Below are 17,080 nucleotides of genomic sequence, written 5' to 3'. Positions count from 1 at the left end.
TCACTTCTCCGCTTCGTCATTCAATTGGTGCCAGACAAAGGCCCGGCCATCAGGATAGAGCGCCACGACGCGATCGACGCCGGGGCGGATATTATGCTGCGACAGGAAGGCGACCGCACGGCCGGACTCGAGGTCGGCGCCAATGGTTTTCGCATCGAAGCAATCGAACCATTTCGGGCCGATCAGCGGCGTGGCCTTGTCATACACTTCGTAGGTCTCGGTCGCGGTGGCGATCGAGAGATCGGTCTTGAAACAGGCGCGGTAGCGCAAAGGCGAGCTGTCCGCGTCGATCCCCTTGAAGCCCTCGGCCTGCAGCGGGTCGAGCGTGGTGCCGTCGAGTTCGACCAGCGAGATCTTCGCCGCCTGAGAGCCGGGCGCGATCTCGTCGTAATAGCCATATTCCTGCGAATAATAGACCACCGCGCCGAAGATGAGCGCGATCACCACGATGCCGCCTCCGATGAGCTTGCCATTCACGCGACGGCCTCGCTCTCAACGGCCCCGCCCGCCTCGGTCTGCACGAAGGCATCGGCGCATTTCTTCGCCAGCGCGCGGACGCGGCCGATATAGGCCTGACGCTCGGTGACCGAGATCACGCCGCGCGCGTCGAGCAGATTGAAGAGGTGGCTGGCCTTGATGCACTGGTCATAGGCCGGATGCGCCATGATGATCTTGCGGCCCGCATCGTCGGTCTCGGGCGAGGCAAGGATGCGTTCGCATTCGGCCTCGGCATCCTCGAAATGCTTGAGCAGCATGTCGGTATCGGCAATGTCGAAGTTCCAGCGCGAATATTCCTGCTCGGTCTGGCGGAACACGTCGCCATATTTCAGCGCGATCGGGGCGGAAGGGTCGTTATAGGGCATGTCCATGACGTGATCGATGCCCAGCACATACATCGCCAGACGCTCGAGCCCGTAGGTCAGCTCGCCCGAGACCGGCTTGCAGTCATGGCCGCCGACCTGCTGGAAATAGGTGAACTGCGAGACTTCCATGCCGTCGCACCAGACCTCCCAGCCCAAGCCCCAGGCGCCCAGCGTCGGGCTTTCCCAGTCGTCTTCCACGAAGCGGATGTCGTGCAGCTCGGTGTCGATCCCGATCGCGCGGAGCGAGCCGAGATAGAGCTCCTGCAGGTCCGGCGGGCTCGGTTTGATGAGCACCTGATACTGGTAGTAGTGCTGGAGGCGGTTCGGGTTCTCGCCGTAGCGGCCATCGGTCGGGCGGCGCGAGGGCTGGACATAGGCCGCCGCCCAGGGCTTGTCGCCCAGCGCGCGTAGCGTGGTCGCCGGGTGGAACGTGCCCGCGCCGACCTCCATGTCATAGGGCTGCAGCACCGCGCAGCCTTTCGAGGCCCAGTAGCTCATCAGTCGCAGGATGATTTCCTGAAACGACTTGGGGGCATCCGCTTTGGCCATGTCTCGCACCTTCGTTGAAAAGCGCCTCCTCTCTAGGCAAGGGGCGCGGGGGCGTCAACGCCTCGAAGGGCCATGCGAGGGGGCTTGTGCGGTCTTCTCCGCAAGGCGGAGGAAAACCTGACCGCAAAAGCGGCGATTAAGGGGTGACGCGAGGCGTGGTTTCGGTAAGGTCGCCGCAAAAGTGGTTATTACGGGGTGAGCAATGCGGGCTATTTCGCGCACAGTTTCGATCGTTGTTGGGGCCAGCCTGACCGGCATGGTCTGGACGGGAAGCGCCTGGGCGGAGGCCTGGGTACAGATCGAGGCGAAGAACTCGCTGGCTCAGGCCGAGGCACGGGCGCGCGACTGGGCCGGGATGTTCCCCAAAGTCTCGGGCTTCCGGCTGGCCTCCGGCTGGTACGCGATCGCGCTCGGCCCCTTCCCCGACGAACAGACCGCCGATGACCGCAGGCTCCTGCTGCGTGGCGAGGGACTGATCCCGCGCGACAGTTTCATCTCCGATGGCGGAACTTACGGCCAACAGTTCTGGCCGGTGGGCGCGGGTCTGGGTGTCACGCCGCAGACCGTGGCGCCGCCTGCCCCCGAGGCGCAGCCCGAAGACCCCGTAGCGTCCACCGCACCCGAGACACAGGCCGAGGCCACCCCCGCCCCTGCTCCGGTCGAGACGCTGGCCGAGAGCCGCCGACTGGAGGCCGCCCTCACCCGCGACGAACGCCGCGACATTCAGGCTGCGCTGGAATGGACGGGCCATTATCAAGGCGCGCTCGATGGGCTTTTCGGGCGCGGCACGCGAGCGTCGATTGCCGATTGGCAACTCAAGAATGGCTATGAGCCGACCGGGGTTCTGTCCTCGGCGCAGCAAGAGGCGCTTCTGGATCGGGTGGCCAGCGAGCGCGCGGCCCTCGGGCTGGAAAAAATCACCGAGACCGAGGCCGGGATCGAGATCGACATGCCCCTCGGCCTGGTGCAATTCGCGCGCTACAACGCGCCTTTCGTGAATTACGCACCCAAGGATGGCAGCGGGGTGCAGGTTCTGCTGATCTCGCAGCCCGGCGACGCGGCGCGGCTGCGGGGGCTCTACGACGCGATGCAGACGCTCGAGATCGTGCCGCTGAGCGGCGAGCGCAAACTGGGCGCCAGCAGCTTCACCATCGAAGGCAGGAACGGCAAGATCCACTCCTACACGCAGGCCGAGCTGTCGAAGGGGCTGATCAAGGGCTTCACATTGGTCTGGCCGGCCGCCGACGATCAGCGCATGGCGCGCGTCCTCGACGCGATGAAAAAGAGTTTCACCCCCGTGGGCACGTCCGCGCTCGATTCAACGCTTGGCCAGCCGATGTCGGTGACCCGCGCGGCCCTGATGGCCGGGATCGAGAAACGCGCGCCGGTCTTCTCGCGCTCGGGCTTCTTCATCGATGCGGAGGGCCATGTGCTGACCGCCGCCGAAGGGCTTGCGCAATGCGGGCGGATCACCATCGAGGACCACCCGGCGGAGCTGAGCTTCGACGCGGGCAAGGCGGGCTATGCGGTGCTGACGCCGAAAGACACGCTCGCGCCGAAATCGGTCGCGAAATTCCGCACCGATGCACCTTTCACCGGCACACAGATTGCGGTTGCGGGCTTCTCCTATCCCGAAGCCCTGCCCGCGCCGGTTCTGAATTTCGGCACGCTCTCCGCGCTCAAGGGGCTGGAAGGCGAGACCACGCAGGCCCGCATCGAGGCCAAGACCCGCGCGGGCGATGTGGGCGGCCCGGTGCTCGACGGCTCGGGTGCGGTGGTCGGGATGCTGCTGCCGGTTGCCGATGATCCGCAGCGCGTGCTGCCCGACGGGCTCAAGGTGGCACTTCAGGCCTCTGCCATGGCGCCGGGGCTTTCCGCACAGGGCTTTGCGCCCGAAGCCTCGGATTTCTCGGGCCAGCGTGCGGCCGAGGATCTGCAAACGCTCGCTGACGGGATGGTGGTGCAGATTTCCTGCTGGAAGTGATCAGCTGCGCCAGAAGCGCGGCAGGATCAGAACGAGCACGCTCATCAGTTCGAGCCGGCCGACGCACATCGCGATGCTCATCAGCCACTTCGCGGTTTCGGGGAAATCCGCGACCGAGCCGTTGCCGGTGATCTCGGGACCCCAGGCGGGGCCGATATTGGCGATCGAGGTCCAGGCGGCGGTCATCGCTGTTTCGGTCTCGAGCCCGGTGAAGGTCAGCCCGATGATCAGCACGCCATAGCTGAGGATGAAGAGCGTGAAGAAGGCCATGACCGAGTTCACGACGCTGTCCTCGACGGGCCGCCCGTCATAATGCACCTTCAGCAGACGGTGCGGCGAGTAGAGCCGCTGGATTTGCGCCTTGATCGCCTCGAGCAGGATCAGGTAGCGAAACACCTTGACCGAACAGGCCGTCGAGGAGGTGCAGCCCCCGATCAGCCCCGAGATGATCAGGACGGTAAAGGCCAGATGGCCCCATTTCGTGATGTCCTCGGAGGCATAGCCCGTGCCGGTGAAGGTCGAGACAACGTTGAATGTGACCTCGCGCAGGGTCGGCCAGAAATCGGCCTCGTGGCGAACCATTCGATAGATCACGATGATCGCGATCGCATAGCCCATCCAGCGAATGAAGGCGCGCACCTGCGGGTCGCGCCAGAGCGGAACCACATCCCCGCGCAGAACCTGCACGAAACGGATGAAGGGCATCGCCGCCAGCGCCATGAAGATCGAGGCCGCGTATTCCGGCGCGCCCTTATAGGTGGCGAAGCTCGCGTCGTAATTCGAGAAACCGCCCGTCGACATGGTGGTCAGCGCATGCATCACCGCGTCGAACCCGGTCATGCCGAGGGCCATGTAAACGAGCACGCAGGCGATGGTCAGCCCGACATAGATCCGGATCAGCGCCGAGGAGATGTCCATCGCGCGCGGCAGGATCTTGCCCAGCGTGTCGAACCCTTCCGAGCGGAAGAACTGCATGCCCCCAACCTTCATCACCGGCAGGAAGATCATCGCGACGATGATGATCCCGAGCCCGCCCAGCCATTGCAGCAAGCCACGCCAGAGGTTCACCCCCGGCGGCAGGTCGTCCAGTTTCGGAATGGCGGTGGTGCCGGTGGTGGTCAGGCCCGACATCGCTTCGAAATAGGCATCCGTCAGGTTCAGATGCGGCGCTCCAAGCATCAACGGGATCGCCCCGAAAAACGGCAGCGTGATCCAGACCGCGGTGGTCAGGACGAAGCTTTGCTGGATCGAAAGGGTTCGCTTGAGCGCATCGCGCGAGGCCAGCGCGAGCAGCGCGCCCGCCGTCATCGTCAGCACCGCGCTCTCGACGAAGACGAGCCAATGCCCTGCCCCATAGCCCAGATCGACCGCCGCCGGGATCAGCATCATCAGCCCCAGCACGGATGTCAGCATTCCGATGATATATCCAACCGGGCGCAGATCGATCATGCGCCCCACCTTGCCCAGAGCGCGGGGCTAGTCAATCCCGCACGCGGCTGGAACCGGGTTTGCAAACTCACAGTCATTGGTCAGTAAATTTGCCCAAGTTTGCAGGTTGGCACTTGCGCTGCGGCGCGGCAACGCTACCGTAACGGCCACTCTGAGCGAACTGGGGAGATAGGCATGTTCAACAAGATCCTCGTGGCAAACCGTGGCGAGATCGCCATCCGGGTGATGCGCGCGGCCAACGAGCTGGGCAAGAAGACGGTCGCCGTCTATGCCGAAGAGGACAAGTTGGGCCTGCATCGATTCAAGGCCGACGAAGCGTATCGGATCGGCGAAGGTCTGAGCCCGGTCGGCGCTTACCTGAGCATCGAAGAGATCATCCGTGTCGCCAAGGAATCGGGCGCGGATGCGATCCATCCGGGCTACGGCTTGCTGTCGGAAAACCCCGATTTCGTAGAGGCTTGCGCGAATGCCGGGATCACCTTCATCGGCCCCAAGGCGGAAACCATGCGCGCGCTCGGCGACAAGGCCTCGGCGCGCAAGGTCGCGATCAAGGCGGGCGTGCCGGTCATCCCCGCGACAGAAGTGCTGGGCGAGGATTTCGACGCGATCAAGGCCGAGGCGGCCGAGATCGGCTACCCGCTGATGCTGAAAGCCAGCTGGGGCGGCGGCGGGCGCGGGATGCGCCCGATCCTTGGGCCCGATGAGCTGGTCGAGAAGGTTCGCGAGGGCCGCCGCGAGGCCGAAGCCGCTTTCGGCAATGGCGAGGGTTATCTGGAAAAGATGATCACCCGTGCGCGTCACGTGGAAGTGCAGCTTCTGGGCGACACCCATGGCGGGCTCTATCACCTCTATGAGCGCGACTGCACCGTGCAGCGCCGCAACCAGAAGGTCGTCGAACGCGCCCCTGCCCCTTACCTGAGCGAAGAACAACGCGCCGAGGTCTGCGACCTGGCGCTGAAGATCGGTCAGGCGGTCGGCTATCAGAACGCGGGCACGGTCGAGTTCCTGATGGATATGGACTCGGACAAGTTCTACTTCATCGAGGTCAACCCGCGCGTGCAGGTCGAGCATACCGTGACCGAGGAGGTCACCGGCATCGACATCGTGCAGGCCCAGATCAAGATCGCCGAGGGGGCAACGCTCGCCGAGGCCACCCGCGCCAAGTCGCAAGACGAGATCACCCTCTCGGGCCACGCACTGCAATGCCGCGTCACGACCGAGGATCCGCAGAACAACTTCATCCCCGATTACGGTCGTCTGACCGCTTACCGCTCCGCGACCGGCAACGGCATCCGTCTCGACGGCGGCACGGCCTATGCGGGCGGCGTGATCACCCGCTACTACGACTCGCTGCTGGTGAAGGTCACCGCCTGGGCGCAGGACCCCGATCAGGCAATCCGCCGGATGGACCGCGCCCTGCGCGAATTCCGCATCCGCGGGGTCAGCACGAATATCGACTTCGTCATCAACCTGCTCAAGCACCCGACCTTCCTCGACATGAGCTACACGACGAAGTTCATCGACACCACGCCCGAGCTCTTCGACTTCAAGCAGCGCCGCGACCGGGGCACCAAGATCCTGACCTATATCGCGGATATCACCGTGAACGGTCACCCCGAGACCGCGGGCCGCGCCAAGCCCCTTGCCGAAGCGAAACCGCCGCGCGTGCCCGCCCATGACGGGCCGGTGAAACCGGGCACCCGCGACCTGCTGGAGAAGGAAGGCGCGAAGGCCGTGGCCGACTGGATGACCGCGCAGAAGAAGCTCCTGCTGACCGACACCACGATGCGCGACGGACATCAGTCGCTGCTGGCCACCCGGATGCGCTCGATCGACATGATCAAGGCCGCGCCCGCCTATGCAAGCAATCTGGGCGACCTGTTCTCGGTCGAGTGCTGGGGCGGGGCGACGTTCGACGTGGCCTATCGCTTCTTGCAGGAATGCCCCTGGCAGCGCCTGCGCGACATCCGCGCGGCAATGCCCAACATCCTGACCCAGATGCTGCTGCGCGCCTCCAACGGCGTGGGCTACACCAACTACCCCGACAACGTGGTGCAGTTCTTCGTGCGTCAGGCGGCCGAGACCGGCGTCGACGTGTTCCGCGTCTTCGACAGCCTCAACTGGGTCGAGAACATGCGCGTCGCGATGGATGCGGTGATCGAGAGCGGCAAGATCTGCGAGGGCACGATCTGCTACACCGGCGACATCCTCGACCCCGACCGCGCCAAGTATGACCTGAAATACTATATCGGCATGGCCAAGCAGCTCGAGGCCGCGGGCGCGCATGTGCTGGGCCTCAAGGACATGGCGGGGCTCCTGAAGCCGGCCGCCGCGCGCCAGCTGATCGCGGCGCTCAAGGACGAGGTCGGCATCCCGATCCATTTCCACACCCACGATACCTCGGGCATCGCGGGCGCCACGATCCTCGCCGCGGCGGATGCAGGCGTCGATGCGGTGGATGCGGCGATGGACGCCTTCTCGGGCGGCACCTCGCAGCCCTGTCTCGGCTCGATCGTCGAGGCGCTGGCCCATACCGATCGCGATACCGGCCTCGACATCCACGCGATCCGCAGGATGTCGAACTATTGGGAGGCCGTGCGCCACCAATATGCGGCCTTCGAGAGCGGTCTCGAGGCCCCGGCCTCCGAGGTCTACCTGCACGAGATGCCCGGTGGCCAGTTCACCAACCTCAAGGCGCAGGCGCGCTCTCTGGGGCTGGAGGAGCGCTGGCACGAGGTGGCGCAGGCCTATGCAGATGCGAACCAGATCTTCGGCGATATCGTGAAGGTCACGCCCAGCTCGAAGGTCGTGGGCGACATGGCGCTGATGATGGTGGCACAGGGGATTTCCAAGGCCGATGTGCTTGACCCGGCCAAGGATGTCTCTTTCCCGGATTCGGTGATCGATATGATGCGTGGCAATCTCGGCCAACCGCCCGGCGGCTGGCCCGAGAAGATCGTGGCGAAGGTGCTAAAGGGCGAGACGCCCTCGACCGAGCGCCCTGGCAAGCATCTGCCCCCCGTCGATCTGGAGAAGACGCGCAAGGACCTCGCCGAGCAGCTCGGGATGGAAATCGACGACGAGGATCTCGCGGGCTACCTGATGTATCCCAAGGTCTTCACCGATTACGCCACCCGCCACGAGACCTACGGCCCCGTGCGCACCCTGCCGACCCCGGTCTTTTTCTACGGCATGGAGCCGCAGGACGAGATTTCGGCCGAGATCGACCCCGGCAAGACGCTGGAGATTCGCTATCTGACCTTCGGCGAGACCGACGATCAGGGCGAGGTGAAGGTCTATTTCGAGCTCAACGGCCAGCCGCGCGCGGTGCGTGTGCCCAACCGTGCGGTGAAGGCCACGACGGCGGCCAAGCCGAAGGCCGAAGCCGGCAACCCGAACCATATCGGCGCGCCTATGCCCGGTTCGGTCGCCTCGATCGCGGTCTCGGCCGGGCAGAAGGTGAAGCCGGGCGATATGCTCCTGACCATCGAAGCGATGAAGATGGAGACCGGCATCCATGCCGATCGCGAGGCCGTGGTGAAAGCCGTCCATGTCACGCCGGGCGCCCAGATCGACGCTAAGGATCTGCTGATCGAACTGGAATAAGACCCGCTCACAGACGCTCTGAAACGCGCGCCCGGCCCCGCCCGGCGCGCGTTTTCATGTCTGGCAACGCAAAGGCGGGCGAGGCAAGTGGCGGAGGAGGTGGGATTCGAACCCACGGTGGAGTTTCCCCCACGTCGGTTTTCAAGACCGGTGCATTAAACCACTCTGCCACTCCTCCGACGCGATCCGATTAGACCGCTTCACGCGATTCTGAAAGTGTTTCGCGCCGATTTCCGCGCGCGAGTCTCGGGCCTGCTTTTCATGGGCTGCGCAAATCGCTAGGATCGCGCGAGACTGCGCCTTATCCGGCGCATGGATGGCCTGCCAGGGCGGGTCAGGCGGGCATCAAGAAGCGGGACAACCGCGCGAAGAGGGGGCATCGACATGACAGGGCAGGACGGGAAATCGGGCAAGCGTATGGCCGGGCTCGCGCTGATGCTGGGGGCGGGATTTGCGCTCGCCGGCTGTCAGGAAAGCGGCGGCGGCCTCGGCTTTCTAAAGGCCAAGCCGGAGGGAGAAGCCGCTGCAGCCGATGGCGAAGCGGCCCCGCAGACCGAACAGAAAATGGTCGAGCGCGATATCGAGGCGCCTCAGGTCTTCTCGACCGACGAGAAGGGCCTTTGGGACGGTCGTCCCTCGCTCGGTGGCGTCTGGGTCGCGCATCCCAATGTGAAAGATCCCGAGCGGGTAATCATCCGCAACCCCGCCAACGGCAAATTCGTCATCGGCGCGCTCTTCAAGCGCGAGACCGACAATCCGGGACCGAAGCTCCAGGTGAGCTCGGACGCCGCCGAGGCGCTCGGTATGCTCGCCGGTGCGCCGACCGAACTTTCGGTCGTGGCGCTGCGTCGCGAGACGGTGCCGGTCGAACAGCCCAAGCCGCTTGTCGACAAACCGGTCATCGCCAAGCCCGAAACGGTCGAGCAGAAATCGCTCGACGAGGTGAAAGCGACCGCTGCGGCAGGCATCGCGAAAGCTGAAACGAAGCCCAAGCCGCCTGCGAAACCCACCAAGACCACCACCGCGCCCGCGAAACCGGCCGAGTCGGTAAAAACGCCCACGCCCGCCAAGCCCGCGATCGGGGCCGCGCCCGCCCCGGCTCCGGCCCCCGCGCCGCCGGTCGTCGCAACCGAACCTGCCGCGCCGAAGACCCCCAAGGCTCCAGCAGGCAAGATGTATATCCAGATCGGGATCTTCTCGGTCGAGGAAAATGCAAAACGCGCCGTGGAGCAGATGTCCAAGGCCGGTGTGATCGCGCAGATCAACAAGGAATCGAGCCACGACAAGACCTTCTGGCGCGTCGTCGCCGGGCCTGCGCCCACGAAAACCGACCTCAAGGCGCTTGAGAAAACCATTCACGAGCTTGGCTATCCCGACGCCTACCCCGTGACGAAATAGGACCGCTGCGAAAGACATGACCTTCTTCCGACTGATCGCCGCCACGCTGATCGCGAGCCTGACCGCCCTGCCCGCATTCGCCTTTGACACCAAAGCGCGGGCTGCCTGGGTCTATGACCTGACGACGCAAACGGTGCTGCTGGCCAAGAACGCGGATATCCCGATCCCGCCCGCCTCGATGTCGAAACTGATGACGCTCGACCTGCTGTTCGAGGCGCTCGAGGATGGGCGCGTCACGATGGACACGACCTTCCCGGTCTCGGCGCATGCGCAGTCGATGGGCGGTTCGACGATGTTTCTCAACACGACCGACCGCCCGACCGTGCGCGACCTGATCCAGGGCATCATCATCAATTCGGGCAACGATGCCTGTGTCGTGGTGGCCGAGGGTCTGGCAGGCTCCGAGCCTGCCTTCGCCGATTTGATGACCGAGCGCGCGCATCAGCTTGGGATGGAGAACTCGATGTTCGCCAACTCAAACGGCTGGCCCGACCCCGGCCAGCGCATGTCGGTCCATGATCTGGGCATCATCGCGAGCCGGATCATCACCCATTTCCCGCAATATTATCACTTCTTCAGCGAGACGCATTTCAACTACAAGGATCGCGCCCCGGCCAATGCGGAGAACCGCAACCCTCTGCTGGAGATCAAAGCCGCCGACTGGAAGGCGGACGGGATGAAGACCGGCCACACGCAGGAAGCGGGCTACGGTCTGGTGGGCTCGGCCGTGATGGGCGACCGGCGCATTGTCTTCGTGCTCGCGGGCATGCCGTCTGAGCAGGCGCGCCGTCAGGAAGGCGAGGCAGTCGCGAACTGGGCCTTCCGTCAATTCGTGATGAAGGACGTGGCGAAAGCGGGCACTCAGCTCGCCGAAGCGCCGGTCTGGCTGGGCAACAAGCCTTCGGTGGGCCTCGCCCCCGAGACGGATCTCTCGCTTCTGATCCCCGCCGGGGCCAAGGACAAAGTGACGGCCGAGGCGGTCTTTGACGGCCCGGTCGCGGCCCCGATCAAGCAAGGCCAGCAGATCGGCAAGCTCGTGATTACCGTTCCCGGACTCGATGCGCCGACCGAGGTGCCGCTGGTGGCGACCGAAGACGTGAAGAAAGGCGGCTTCGTGGTGCGCGTGAAAGCGGCGCTGGCGCGGCTTTCGGGCAAGGCCTTCGACGCGGCGATGGAACGCGTCAACAGTTAACCCGCGCATGTTCATCAGCTTCGAAGGCATCGACGGATCAGGGAAATCCACGCAGGCGCGGATGCTGGCAGAGGCGTTGCGCGCGTCTGGCCGCGAGGTGGTGCTGACGCGTGAACCGGGCGGGTCACCGGGGGCCGAGGAAATTCGTCGCCTCGTGCTCGAAGGCGATCCTGACCGCTGGTCGGCGGAAACCGAGATCCTTCTCTTTACCGCAGCCCGCCGGGATCATCTGGAGCGCGTGATCGCGCCCTCGCTTGCTGCGGGCAAGGTGGTGATCTGCGACCGCTTTGCGGATTCGACACGGATGTATCAGGGGCTCTCGCGCGGTGATCTGCGCGGAGTCGTGGATCAGCTGCATGTCCTTATGATCGGCCGCGAGCCGGATCTGACGGTGCTGATCGACATTGACCCTTCGGTGGGACTTGCGCGCGCCAAGGGACGGCAGGGGACCGAGGAACGGTTCGAGGATTTCGGCGTCGGGTTGCAAGAGAAGATGCGCGCGGGGTTCCTGTCGCTTGCCGAGGAATTCGCAGACCGCTTCCGGGTGATAGATGGCGCACGGGAGCCCGAGGCCATAGCGGCGGATGTGCTGGATGTCGTTCAGGCGGAATTGCCGAACTGAGGGACGCGCCCGCGCCAAGATGGAATTGCCTCCGACGCGCCAAAACCCCGCTGGAAACCACCCGCACCGCCCACTAGAGTGCCGCCATGAGCCTCGCCGACCTGCCCGATCCAACCCTTGCCCCCGGCGCGCGCCATCCGCGTGACACGGTGCGGCTGGTCGGCCAGACGCGGGCGGAAGAGGATTTCCTCGACGCCTTCAACATGGGGCGGCTGCATCACGGCTGGCTGCTGACCGGACCGCGTGGCGTGGGCAAGGCGACGCTCGCCTGGCGGATCACGCGCTTCCTGCTGACCCAGCCCGAGGATGACGGGCCGGGCCTGTTCGGAGAGCCGGAGAAACCGACCAGCCTCGAACCCGACCCGCACCACCCCGCGCTCAGCCGCATTCATGCCGGATCGGAGCCGGGCATCTTCGTTCTGAAGCGCGGCCCCAACGCCACCGAATCCGCGCTCTCGCAAGACATCCGCGTCGACGAGGTACGCAAGCTGAAATCCTTCCTGCACCTCTCGGCGGCCGAGGGCGGGCGACGGGTGGTGATCGTCGATGCGGCCGATGAGATGAATATACAGGCGGCCAATGCGCTGCTGAAACTGCTCGAAGAGCCGCCCGCGCGCGTGACCTTCCTGCTGATCGCGCACCAGCCCGCGCGGCTCTTGCCGACGATCCGCTCGCGGTGCCGCGAATTGCGGCTCGGCACGCTGGGGCCCACGCAGATGGAAACCGCGATCGCCGCCGCCGAGGAGGATGGCGAGCCTCCCGAGCTTGACCACCTCGCGCTGGCGGCATTGTCCGGCGGCTCGGTCGGGGCGGCGATCCGGCTGATCAACCAGGACGGTCTGACGACCTATGCCAAGCTGGTAAGCCTGATGGCCTCGCTGCCCCGGCTTGACCGGCTCGGCGCGCTGGCGCTCGCCGAAAGCTGCACCGGCAAGGCCAATGAGAACCGTTACGAGCTGGTGCTGAACCTGATTGACCTGTTCCTGTCGCGCGCGGCCCGCGCGGGCGTGATGGGCCCGCCTTCCCCCGAGGCCGCCCCCGGCGAGGCCGAGCTGCTCGCACGGCTTTCGCCCGATGAACAGGCAGCGATGAAATGGGCGACGCTTCATGATGCGATGGGCGCGCGGGCACGCCATGGCCGGGCGGTCAACCTTGACCCTGCCGCGCTCGTGATGGATATCGTTCTGGAGATCACAGCCGCGGCGTCCTGAACCCGCGCGAAAGGAGCCAGATTTGACCCTCCCGCCCGAGATCACAGACAGCCATTGCCATCTCGACTTCCCCGATTTCGACGGCGAGCGCGACGCGATCGTGGCCCGCGCGAATGCGGCGGGCGTGACGCGGATGGTGACGATCTGTACGCGGCTGAAAAACGAGCCTTCCGTGCGCGCGATCGCCGAAGCGCATAAGGGCGTGTTCTACGCGGCCGGCACTCACCCGATGAGCGTGGCCGAGGAGCCGATGGCAACCGTCGAAGATCTGGTGGCGCTGGCCAAGCATCCGAAATTCGTCGGTATCGGCGAAACCGGGCTCGACTATCACTACACCGCCGAAAGCGCCGAGGCGCAGAAAGTCTCGCTACGGCTCCATATCGAGGCCGCGCAGAAAACCGGGCTTCCGCTGATCATCCACTCGCGCGATGCCGACGCGGATATGGAGGCGATCCTGACCGAGGGCATGAAGGCCAAACCCTATGGCTGCGTCATGCATTGCTATTCCTCGGGCCCGCGTCTGGCGCAGGCCTCGATTGATCTGGGCTTTTACCTCTCGATGTCGGGCATCGCGACCTTCCCGAAATCGCAAGAAGTCCGCGACATCTTCGCCGCAGCCCCGCTTGATCGGATTCTGGTGGAGACCGACAGCCCCTATCTCGCGCCCCCGCCCCATCGCGGCAAGCGCAACGAGCCCGCCTATACCGCCCACACGGCGAAAGTCGGCGCGGAGGTGTTCGGGCTGAGCTACGAAGACTTTGCCGCTGCGACCCAGGCCAATTTCGACCGCCTGTTCTGGAAAGCCGCCGAGCATGGCGAACGGGGGAGCCTCGCCGCATGAACCGGATGCGCTTCACCATCCTCGGCTGTGGCTCCTCGGGGGGTGTGCCGCGGATCGGCAATCACTGGGGCGAATGCGATCCGGCCAATCCGAAGAACCGTCGGTTGCGCTGTTCGATGCTGGTCGAGCGGGTGAGCCCCGCGGGCACGACCCGCGTGCTGATCGACACCACCCCTGACATGCGCCAGCAACTGCTGAACGCGGGCGTGGGCGAACTCGACGCCGTGGTCTTCACCCATAGCCATGCCGATCATGTCCACGGGCTCGATGACCTGCGCCAGATCGTCTTCAACATGCGCGCGCGCCTGCCGGTCTGGGCCGATGCCGATACCGAAGCGGCCCTGCTCGACCGCTTCGCCTATGCCTTCGTGCAGCCCGCCGACAGCAATTACAAACCGATCTGCGAGCTGAACGCGATCCGCCGCGAAACTCCGTTCGAGATCACCGGCGCGGGCGGGCCGATCCGCTTTCAGCCCTTCGAGGTCGAGCATGGCAATATCGACGCGCTCGGCTTTCGCATTGGCGGGCTGGCCTATCTGCCGGATGTCTCGGCGATCCCCGAGCCCGCTTGGGCGCATCTGGAGGGGCTCGATTGCTGGGTGCTCGACGCGCTGCGCCGGACGCCGCATCCGACCCATGCCCATCTCGCACGCGCGCTGGAATGGATCGAGCGCGCGCGGCCCGCAAGCGCGGTGCTGACCAACATGCATATTGATCTCGACCATGATGCCGTGGCCGCCGAGACGCCCGACCACGTGCGCCCGGCCCATGACGGGATGGTGCTGGACTTCGCCCTCGAATGAGCGCGCTGATCGACGTCATCCTGCCGGTCTTCCTCGTGATCGGTTTCGGCTATGTCGTGGCGTGGCGGGGGCTGTTTTCGGAAAGCGCGGTCGACGGGCTGATGCGGTTCGCGCAGAATTTCGCGGTGCCGGTTCTGCTAGCGCGCTCAATCGCCAATCTCGACCTGTCGCAAAGCTATAACTGGCCGATGATGGCGGCCTTTTACGCGGGCGCGCTGATCTCTTTCGCAATCGGGATCACCGGAGCGCGGATGCTTGGCCGCACCGGTCCCGAGAGCGTCGCGATCGGCTTTGCCTGCCTGTTCTCGAACTCGCTTCTCCTGGGCGTGCCGATCACCGAGCGCGCCTATGGCGAGGCGGCGCTTTCTGGCAATTTCGCGATCATCTCGGTCCATTCGCCGTTTCTCTACACGATCGGCATTCTCGCAATGGAGATGGTTCGCTCGTCGGGCACCGGCACCAGCCTTGGCCGCGTCGGTCTCAACGCGCTGGTGGGCGTGCTGCGTACACCGCTGGTGATCGGTATCCTCTCGGGCTTTGCGATCAAGATCGTGACCAGCCTGACCGGATTGCCCCTGCCCCATCCGATCCAGGTCTCGATGGACATGATGTCCCGCGCGGCCCTGCCGGCGGCTTTGTTCGGGCTGGGCGGCGTTCTCTATCGCTACCGCCCCGAGGGCGATGCGAAGGCGATCGCGATGATCACGGGCCTGTCGCTGCTGCTGCACCCGGCGATCACCTATGGGCTGGCGCATTATGCCTTCAAGGTGGACGCGAGCGCGCTGCGTTCTGCGGTGCTGACCGCCTCGATGGCGCCGGGGGTGAACGCCTATCTCTTCGCCAATATCTACGGCGTGGCGCGGCGGGTGGCGGCCTCGGCGGTGCTGATCGCCACGGCGCTCTCGATCCTCACGATCTGGGGCTGGCTCGCGATCCTGCCTTGACCCCGCAACGCGAAACGCCCGACCGCGAGGCCGGGCGTTCGCAGGAATGTCAGGGCGGATCAGTAGATCACGACCGAGCGGATCGACTCCCCCGAATGCATCAGATCGAAGGCCTTGTTGATATCTTCGAGCGGCATGGTGTGGGTGATCATCGGGTCGATCTCGATCTTGTCGTTCATGTACCACTCGACGAATTTCGGCACATCCGTGCGGCCCTTCGCACCACCGAAAGCCGTACCTTTCCAGGTGCGCCCGGTGACGAGCTGGAACGGACGCGTGCCGATCTCGGCCCCCGAGGGAGCGACGCCGATGATCACCGACACGCCCCAGCCGCGATGCGAGCATTCCAGCGCGTCGCGCATCACCTGCACATTGCCTGTGGCATCGAAGGAATAGTCCACGCCGCCGATCTGGTCGCGCTCGGTCTTGGTCAGGTTGATGATCTGCTGCACCACCGGCACGTCCGATTTCGACGGGTTCACGAAATGGGTCATGCCGAATTTGCGCGCCATTTCCTCTTTGCCGTCATTCAGATCCACGCCGATGATCATGTCCGCACCTGCCATGCGCAGGCCCTGGATCACGTTCAGGCCAATCCCGCCAAGGCCGAACACGGCGGCGGTTGAGCCGATCTCGACCCCCGCGGTGTTGATCACCGCGCCGATGCCGGTGGTCACGCCACAGCCGATATAGCAGATCTTGTCGAAGGGAGCGTCCTCGCGGACTTTCGCCAGCGCGATCTCGGGCATCACCGTGTGGTTGGCGAAGGTCGAGCAGCCCATGTAGTGATAGATCGGCGTGCCATCGAGCATCTTGAAGCGCGTGGTGCCGTCCGGCATCAGGCCCTGGCCTTGCGTGTTGCGGATCGCGGTGCACAGGTTGGTCTTGCCCGACAGGCAGGAAGGACATTCGCGGCACTCGGGCGTATAAAGCGGGATGACGTGATCGCCGGGTTTGAGCGTGGTGACGCCCTCGCCCACCTCGAGTACCACGCCCGCGCCCTCATGGCCGAGAATCGCCGGGAAGATGCCTTCGGGATCGGCACCCGAGCGGGTGAATTCGTCGGTGTGGCAAATCCCGGTGGCCTTGATCTCGACGAGCACCTCGCCCGCTTTCGGGCCTTCCAGCTCCACCTCCATGATTTCGAGCGGTTTTCCGGCCTCCAAAGCGACTGCGGCACGGGTTCTCATGGGCGTTTCCTCCTTGTATAGAATTGACAGGAGCCTGCGCCATCGGCGCGGCGTTTGCAATCAAGGGTGCGACATGTTGAGACCGTTTTCCGCTATTGCCGCCGTTCTGGTGCTGGCAGCCTGCAACCCCGATACCGCCCTCGAGGACACGCCCGATCAGGCCATGCCCTCGCCTGCACCACATATGACCCCGTCGGTCACGGTCAATGCAGGTGGTCTGGAAGAGCGTGAGCCCGACACCTGCGGTGCGGTGAACTATATCTCTGTGCTCGGTCAGCCCGCTTCGCAGATCCAGACGCTGACCATCACCCGCCCCTATCGCATCGTCGAGTGGCGCGGCGTCGAGGACCAGATCTACAACCCGCAGCGTGTGGTATTCCGCCTCGATGGCGCGGGGAATATTTACAATATCGATTGCGGCTGAGGAT

Annotated in this window: 14 protein-coding genes and 1 tRNA gene; 10 read left to right on the top strand and 5 right to left on the bottom strand. The window is 64.9% G+C overall.

All coding sequences use genetic code 11. The annotated features are described in order from the left end of the window. The gene (locus tag TP2_RS15145) at nt 1-477 is read right to left on the bottom strand and encodes a DUF6446 family protein (RefSeq protein ID WP_038079265.1); all 477 of its coding nucleotides are present in this window, start codon (nt 475-477) and stop codon (nt 1-3) included. Beyond that, on the bottom strand, nt 474-1,412 hold the full coding sequence (locus TP2_RS15140) for a glycine--tRNA ligase subunit alpha (RefSeq protein WP_038079264.1): 939 nt from the start codon (nt 1,410-1,412) through the stop codon (nt 474-476). Before TP2_RS15140 ends, TP2_RS15145 begins: the two co-directional genes overlap by 4 nt. A gap of 202 nt (nt 1,413-1,614) precedes the next feature. Here TP2_RS15140 and TP2_RS15135 point away from each other — a divergent pair, with 202 nt between their 5' ends. After that, nucleotides 1,615-3,396 (top strand): trypsin-like peptidase domain-containing protein, encoded by a 1,782-nt coding sequence (locus tag TP2_RS15135; RefSeq protein WP_038079263.1) that lies wholly within the window; start codon nt 1,615-1,617, stop codon nt 3,394-3,396. On the opposite strand, the gene TP2_RS15130 is transcribed toward TP2_RS15135, so the two are convergent. Next, nucleotides 3,397-4,845: a TrkH family potassium uptake protein gene (locus TP2_RS15130; protein WP_038079261.1), complete on the bottom strand. Its 1,449-nt coding sequence runs from the start codon at nt 4,843-4,845 to the stop codon at nt 3,397-3,399. Between the two features lie 174 nt (nt 4,846-5,019). On the opposite strand from TP2_RS15130, the gene pyc reads away from it, so the two are divergent. Beyond that, nucleotides 5,020-8,451, top strand: a complete 3,432-nt coding sequence (gene pyc / locus TP2_RS15125) for a pyruvate carboxylase (protein WP_038079260.1) — start codon at nt 5,020-5,022, stop codon at nt 8,449-8,451. Between the two features lie 88 nt (nt 8,452-8,539). Here pyc and TP2_RS15120 read toward each other — a convergent pair. Continuing rightward, nucleotides 8,540-8,629, bottom strand: a tRNA-Ser gene (locus tag TP2_RS15120). A 206-nt stretch (nt 8,630-8,835) separates the two neighbouring features. Between TP2_RS15120 and TP2_RS15115 the strand changes: the two genes are divergently transcribed. From TP2_RS15115 to TP2_RS15085, 7 genes are all read left to right on the top strand, one after another. Next, on the top strand, nt 8,836-9,849 hold the full coding sequence (locus TP2_RS15115) for an SPOR domain-containing protein (RefSeq protein ID WP_038079259.1): 1,014 nt from the start codon (nt 8,836-8,838) through the stop codon (nt 9,847-9,849). A gap of 16 nt (nt 9,850-9,865) precedes the next feature. Continuing rightward, nucleotides 9,866-11,041, top strand: a complete 1,176-nt coding sequence (locus tag TP2_RS15110; RefSeq protein WP_038079258.1) for a D-alanyl-D-alanine carboxypeptidase family protein — start codon at nt 9,866-9,868, stop codon at nt 11,039-11,041. A gap of 7 nt (nt 11,042-11,048) precedes the next feature. Then, a complete protein-coding gene (tmk, locus tag TP2_RS15105) occupies nt 11,049-11,663 on the top strand; it encodes a dTMP kinase (protein WP_038079257.1) in 615 nt (204 codons plus the stop codon). An 86-nt stretch (nt 11,664-11,749) separates the two neighbouring features. Further along, nucleotides 11,750-12,874 carry a DNA polymerase III subunit delta' gene (locus tag TP2_RS15100; protein ID WP_038079256.1) on the top strand — a complete coding sequence of 375 codons (1,125 nt, stop codon included), beginning with the start codon at nt 11,750-11,752 and terminating at the stop codon, nt 12,872-12,874. A gap of 22 nt (nt 12,875-12,896) precedes the next feature. Further along, nucleotides 12,897-13,715: a TatD family hydrolase gene (locus TP2_RS15095; protein WP_038079254.1), complete on the top strand. Its 819-nt coding sequence runs from the start codon at nt 12,897-12,899 to the stop codon at nt 13,713-13,715. Then, nucleotides 13,712-14,518 carry an MBL fold metallo-hydrolase gene (locus tag TP2_RS15090; protein WP_038079252.1) on the top strand — a complete coding sequence of 269 codons (807 nt, stop codon included), beginning with the start codon at nt 13,712-13,714 and terminating at the stop codon, nt 14,516-14,518. The genes TP2_RS15095 and TP2_RS15090 overlap by 4 nt, the downstream gene beginning before the upstream one ends. After that, nucleotides 14,515-15,462, top strand: coding sequence for an AEC family transporter (locus TP2_RS15085; RefSeq protein ID WP_038079250.1), 948 nt, complete (start codon nt 14,515-14,517; stop codon nt 15,460-15,462). Before TP2_RS15090 ends, TP2_RS15085 begins: the two co-directional genes overlap by 4 nt. A 59-nt stretch (nt 15,463-15,521) precedes the next feature. On the opposite strand, the gene TP2_RS15080 is transcribed toward TP2_RS15085, so the two are convergent. Next, a complete protein-coding gene (locus tag TP2_RS15080) occupies nt 15,522-16,652 on the bottom strand; it encodes an S-(hydroxymethyl)glutathione dehydrogenase/class III alcohol dehydrogenase (protein ID WP_038079246.1) in 1,131 nt (376 codons plus the stop codon). A gap of 73 nt (nt 16,653-16,725) precedes the next feature. Here TP2_RS15080 and TP2_RS15075 point away from each other — a divergent pair, with 73 nt between their 5' ends. After that, the gene (locus tag TP2_RS15075) at nt 16,726-17,076 is read left to right on the top strand and encodes an I78 family peptidase inhibitor (RefSeq protein WP_038079245.1); all 351 of its coding nucleotides are present in this window, start codon (nt 16,726-16,728) and stop codon (nt 17,074-17,076) included. Nucleotides 17,077-17,080 lie beyond the last annotated feature (4 nt).

It is taken from the genome of Thioclava pacifica DSM 10166 (genome assembly GCF_000714535.1).
Lineage (GTDB): Bacteria > Pseudomonadota > Alphaproteobacteria > Rhodobacterales > Rhodobacteraceae > Thioclava > Thioclava pacifica.
Note: the sequence above shows the minus strand (reverse complement) of the source record. Positions and strands in the feature narration are given on the sequence as shown.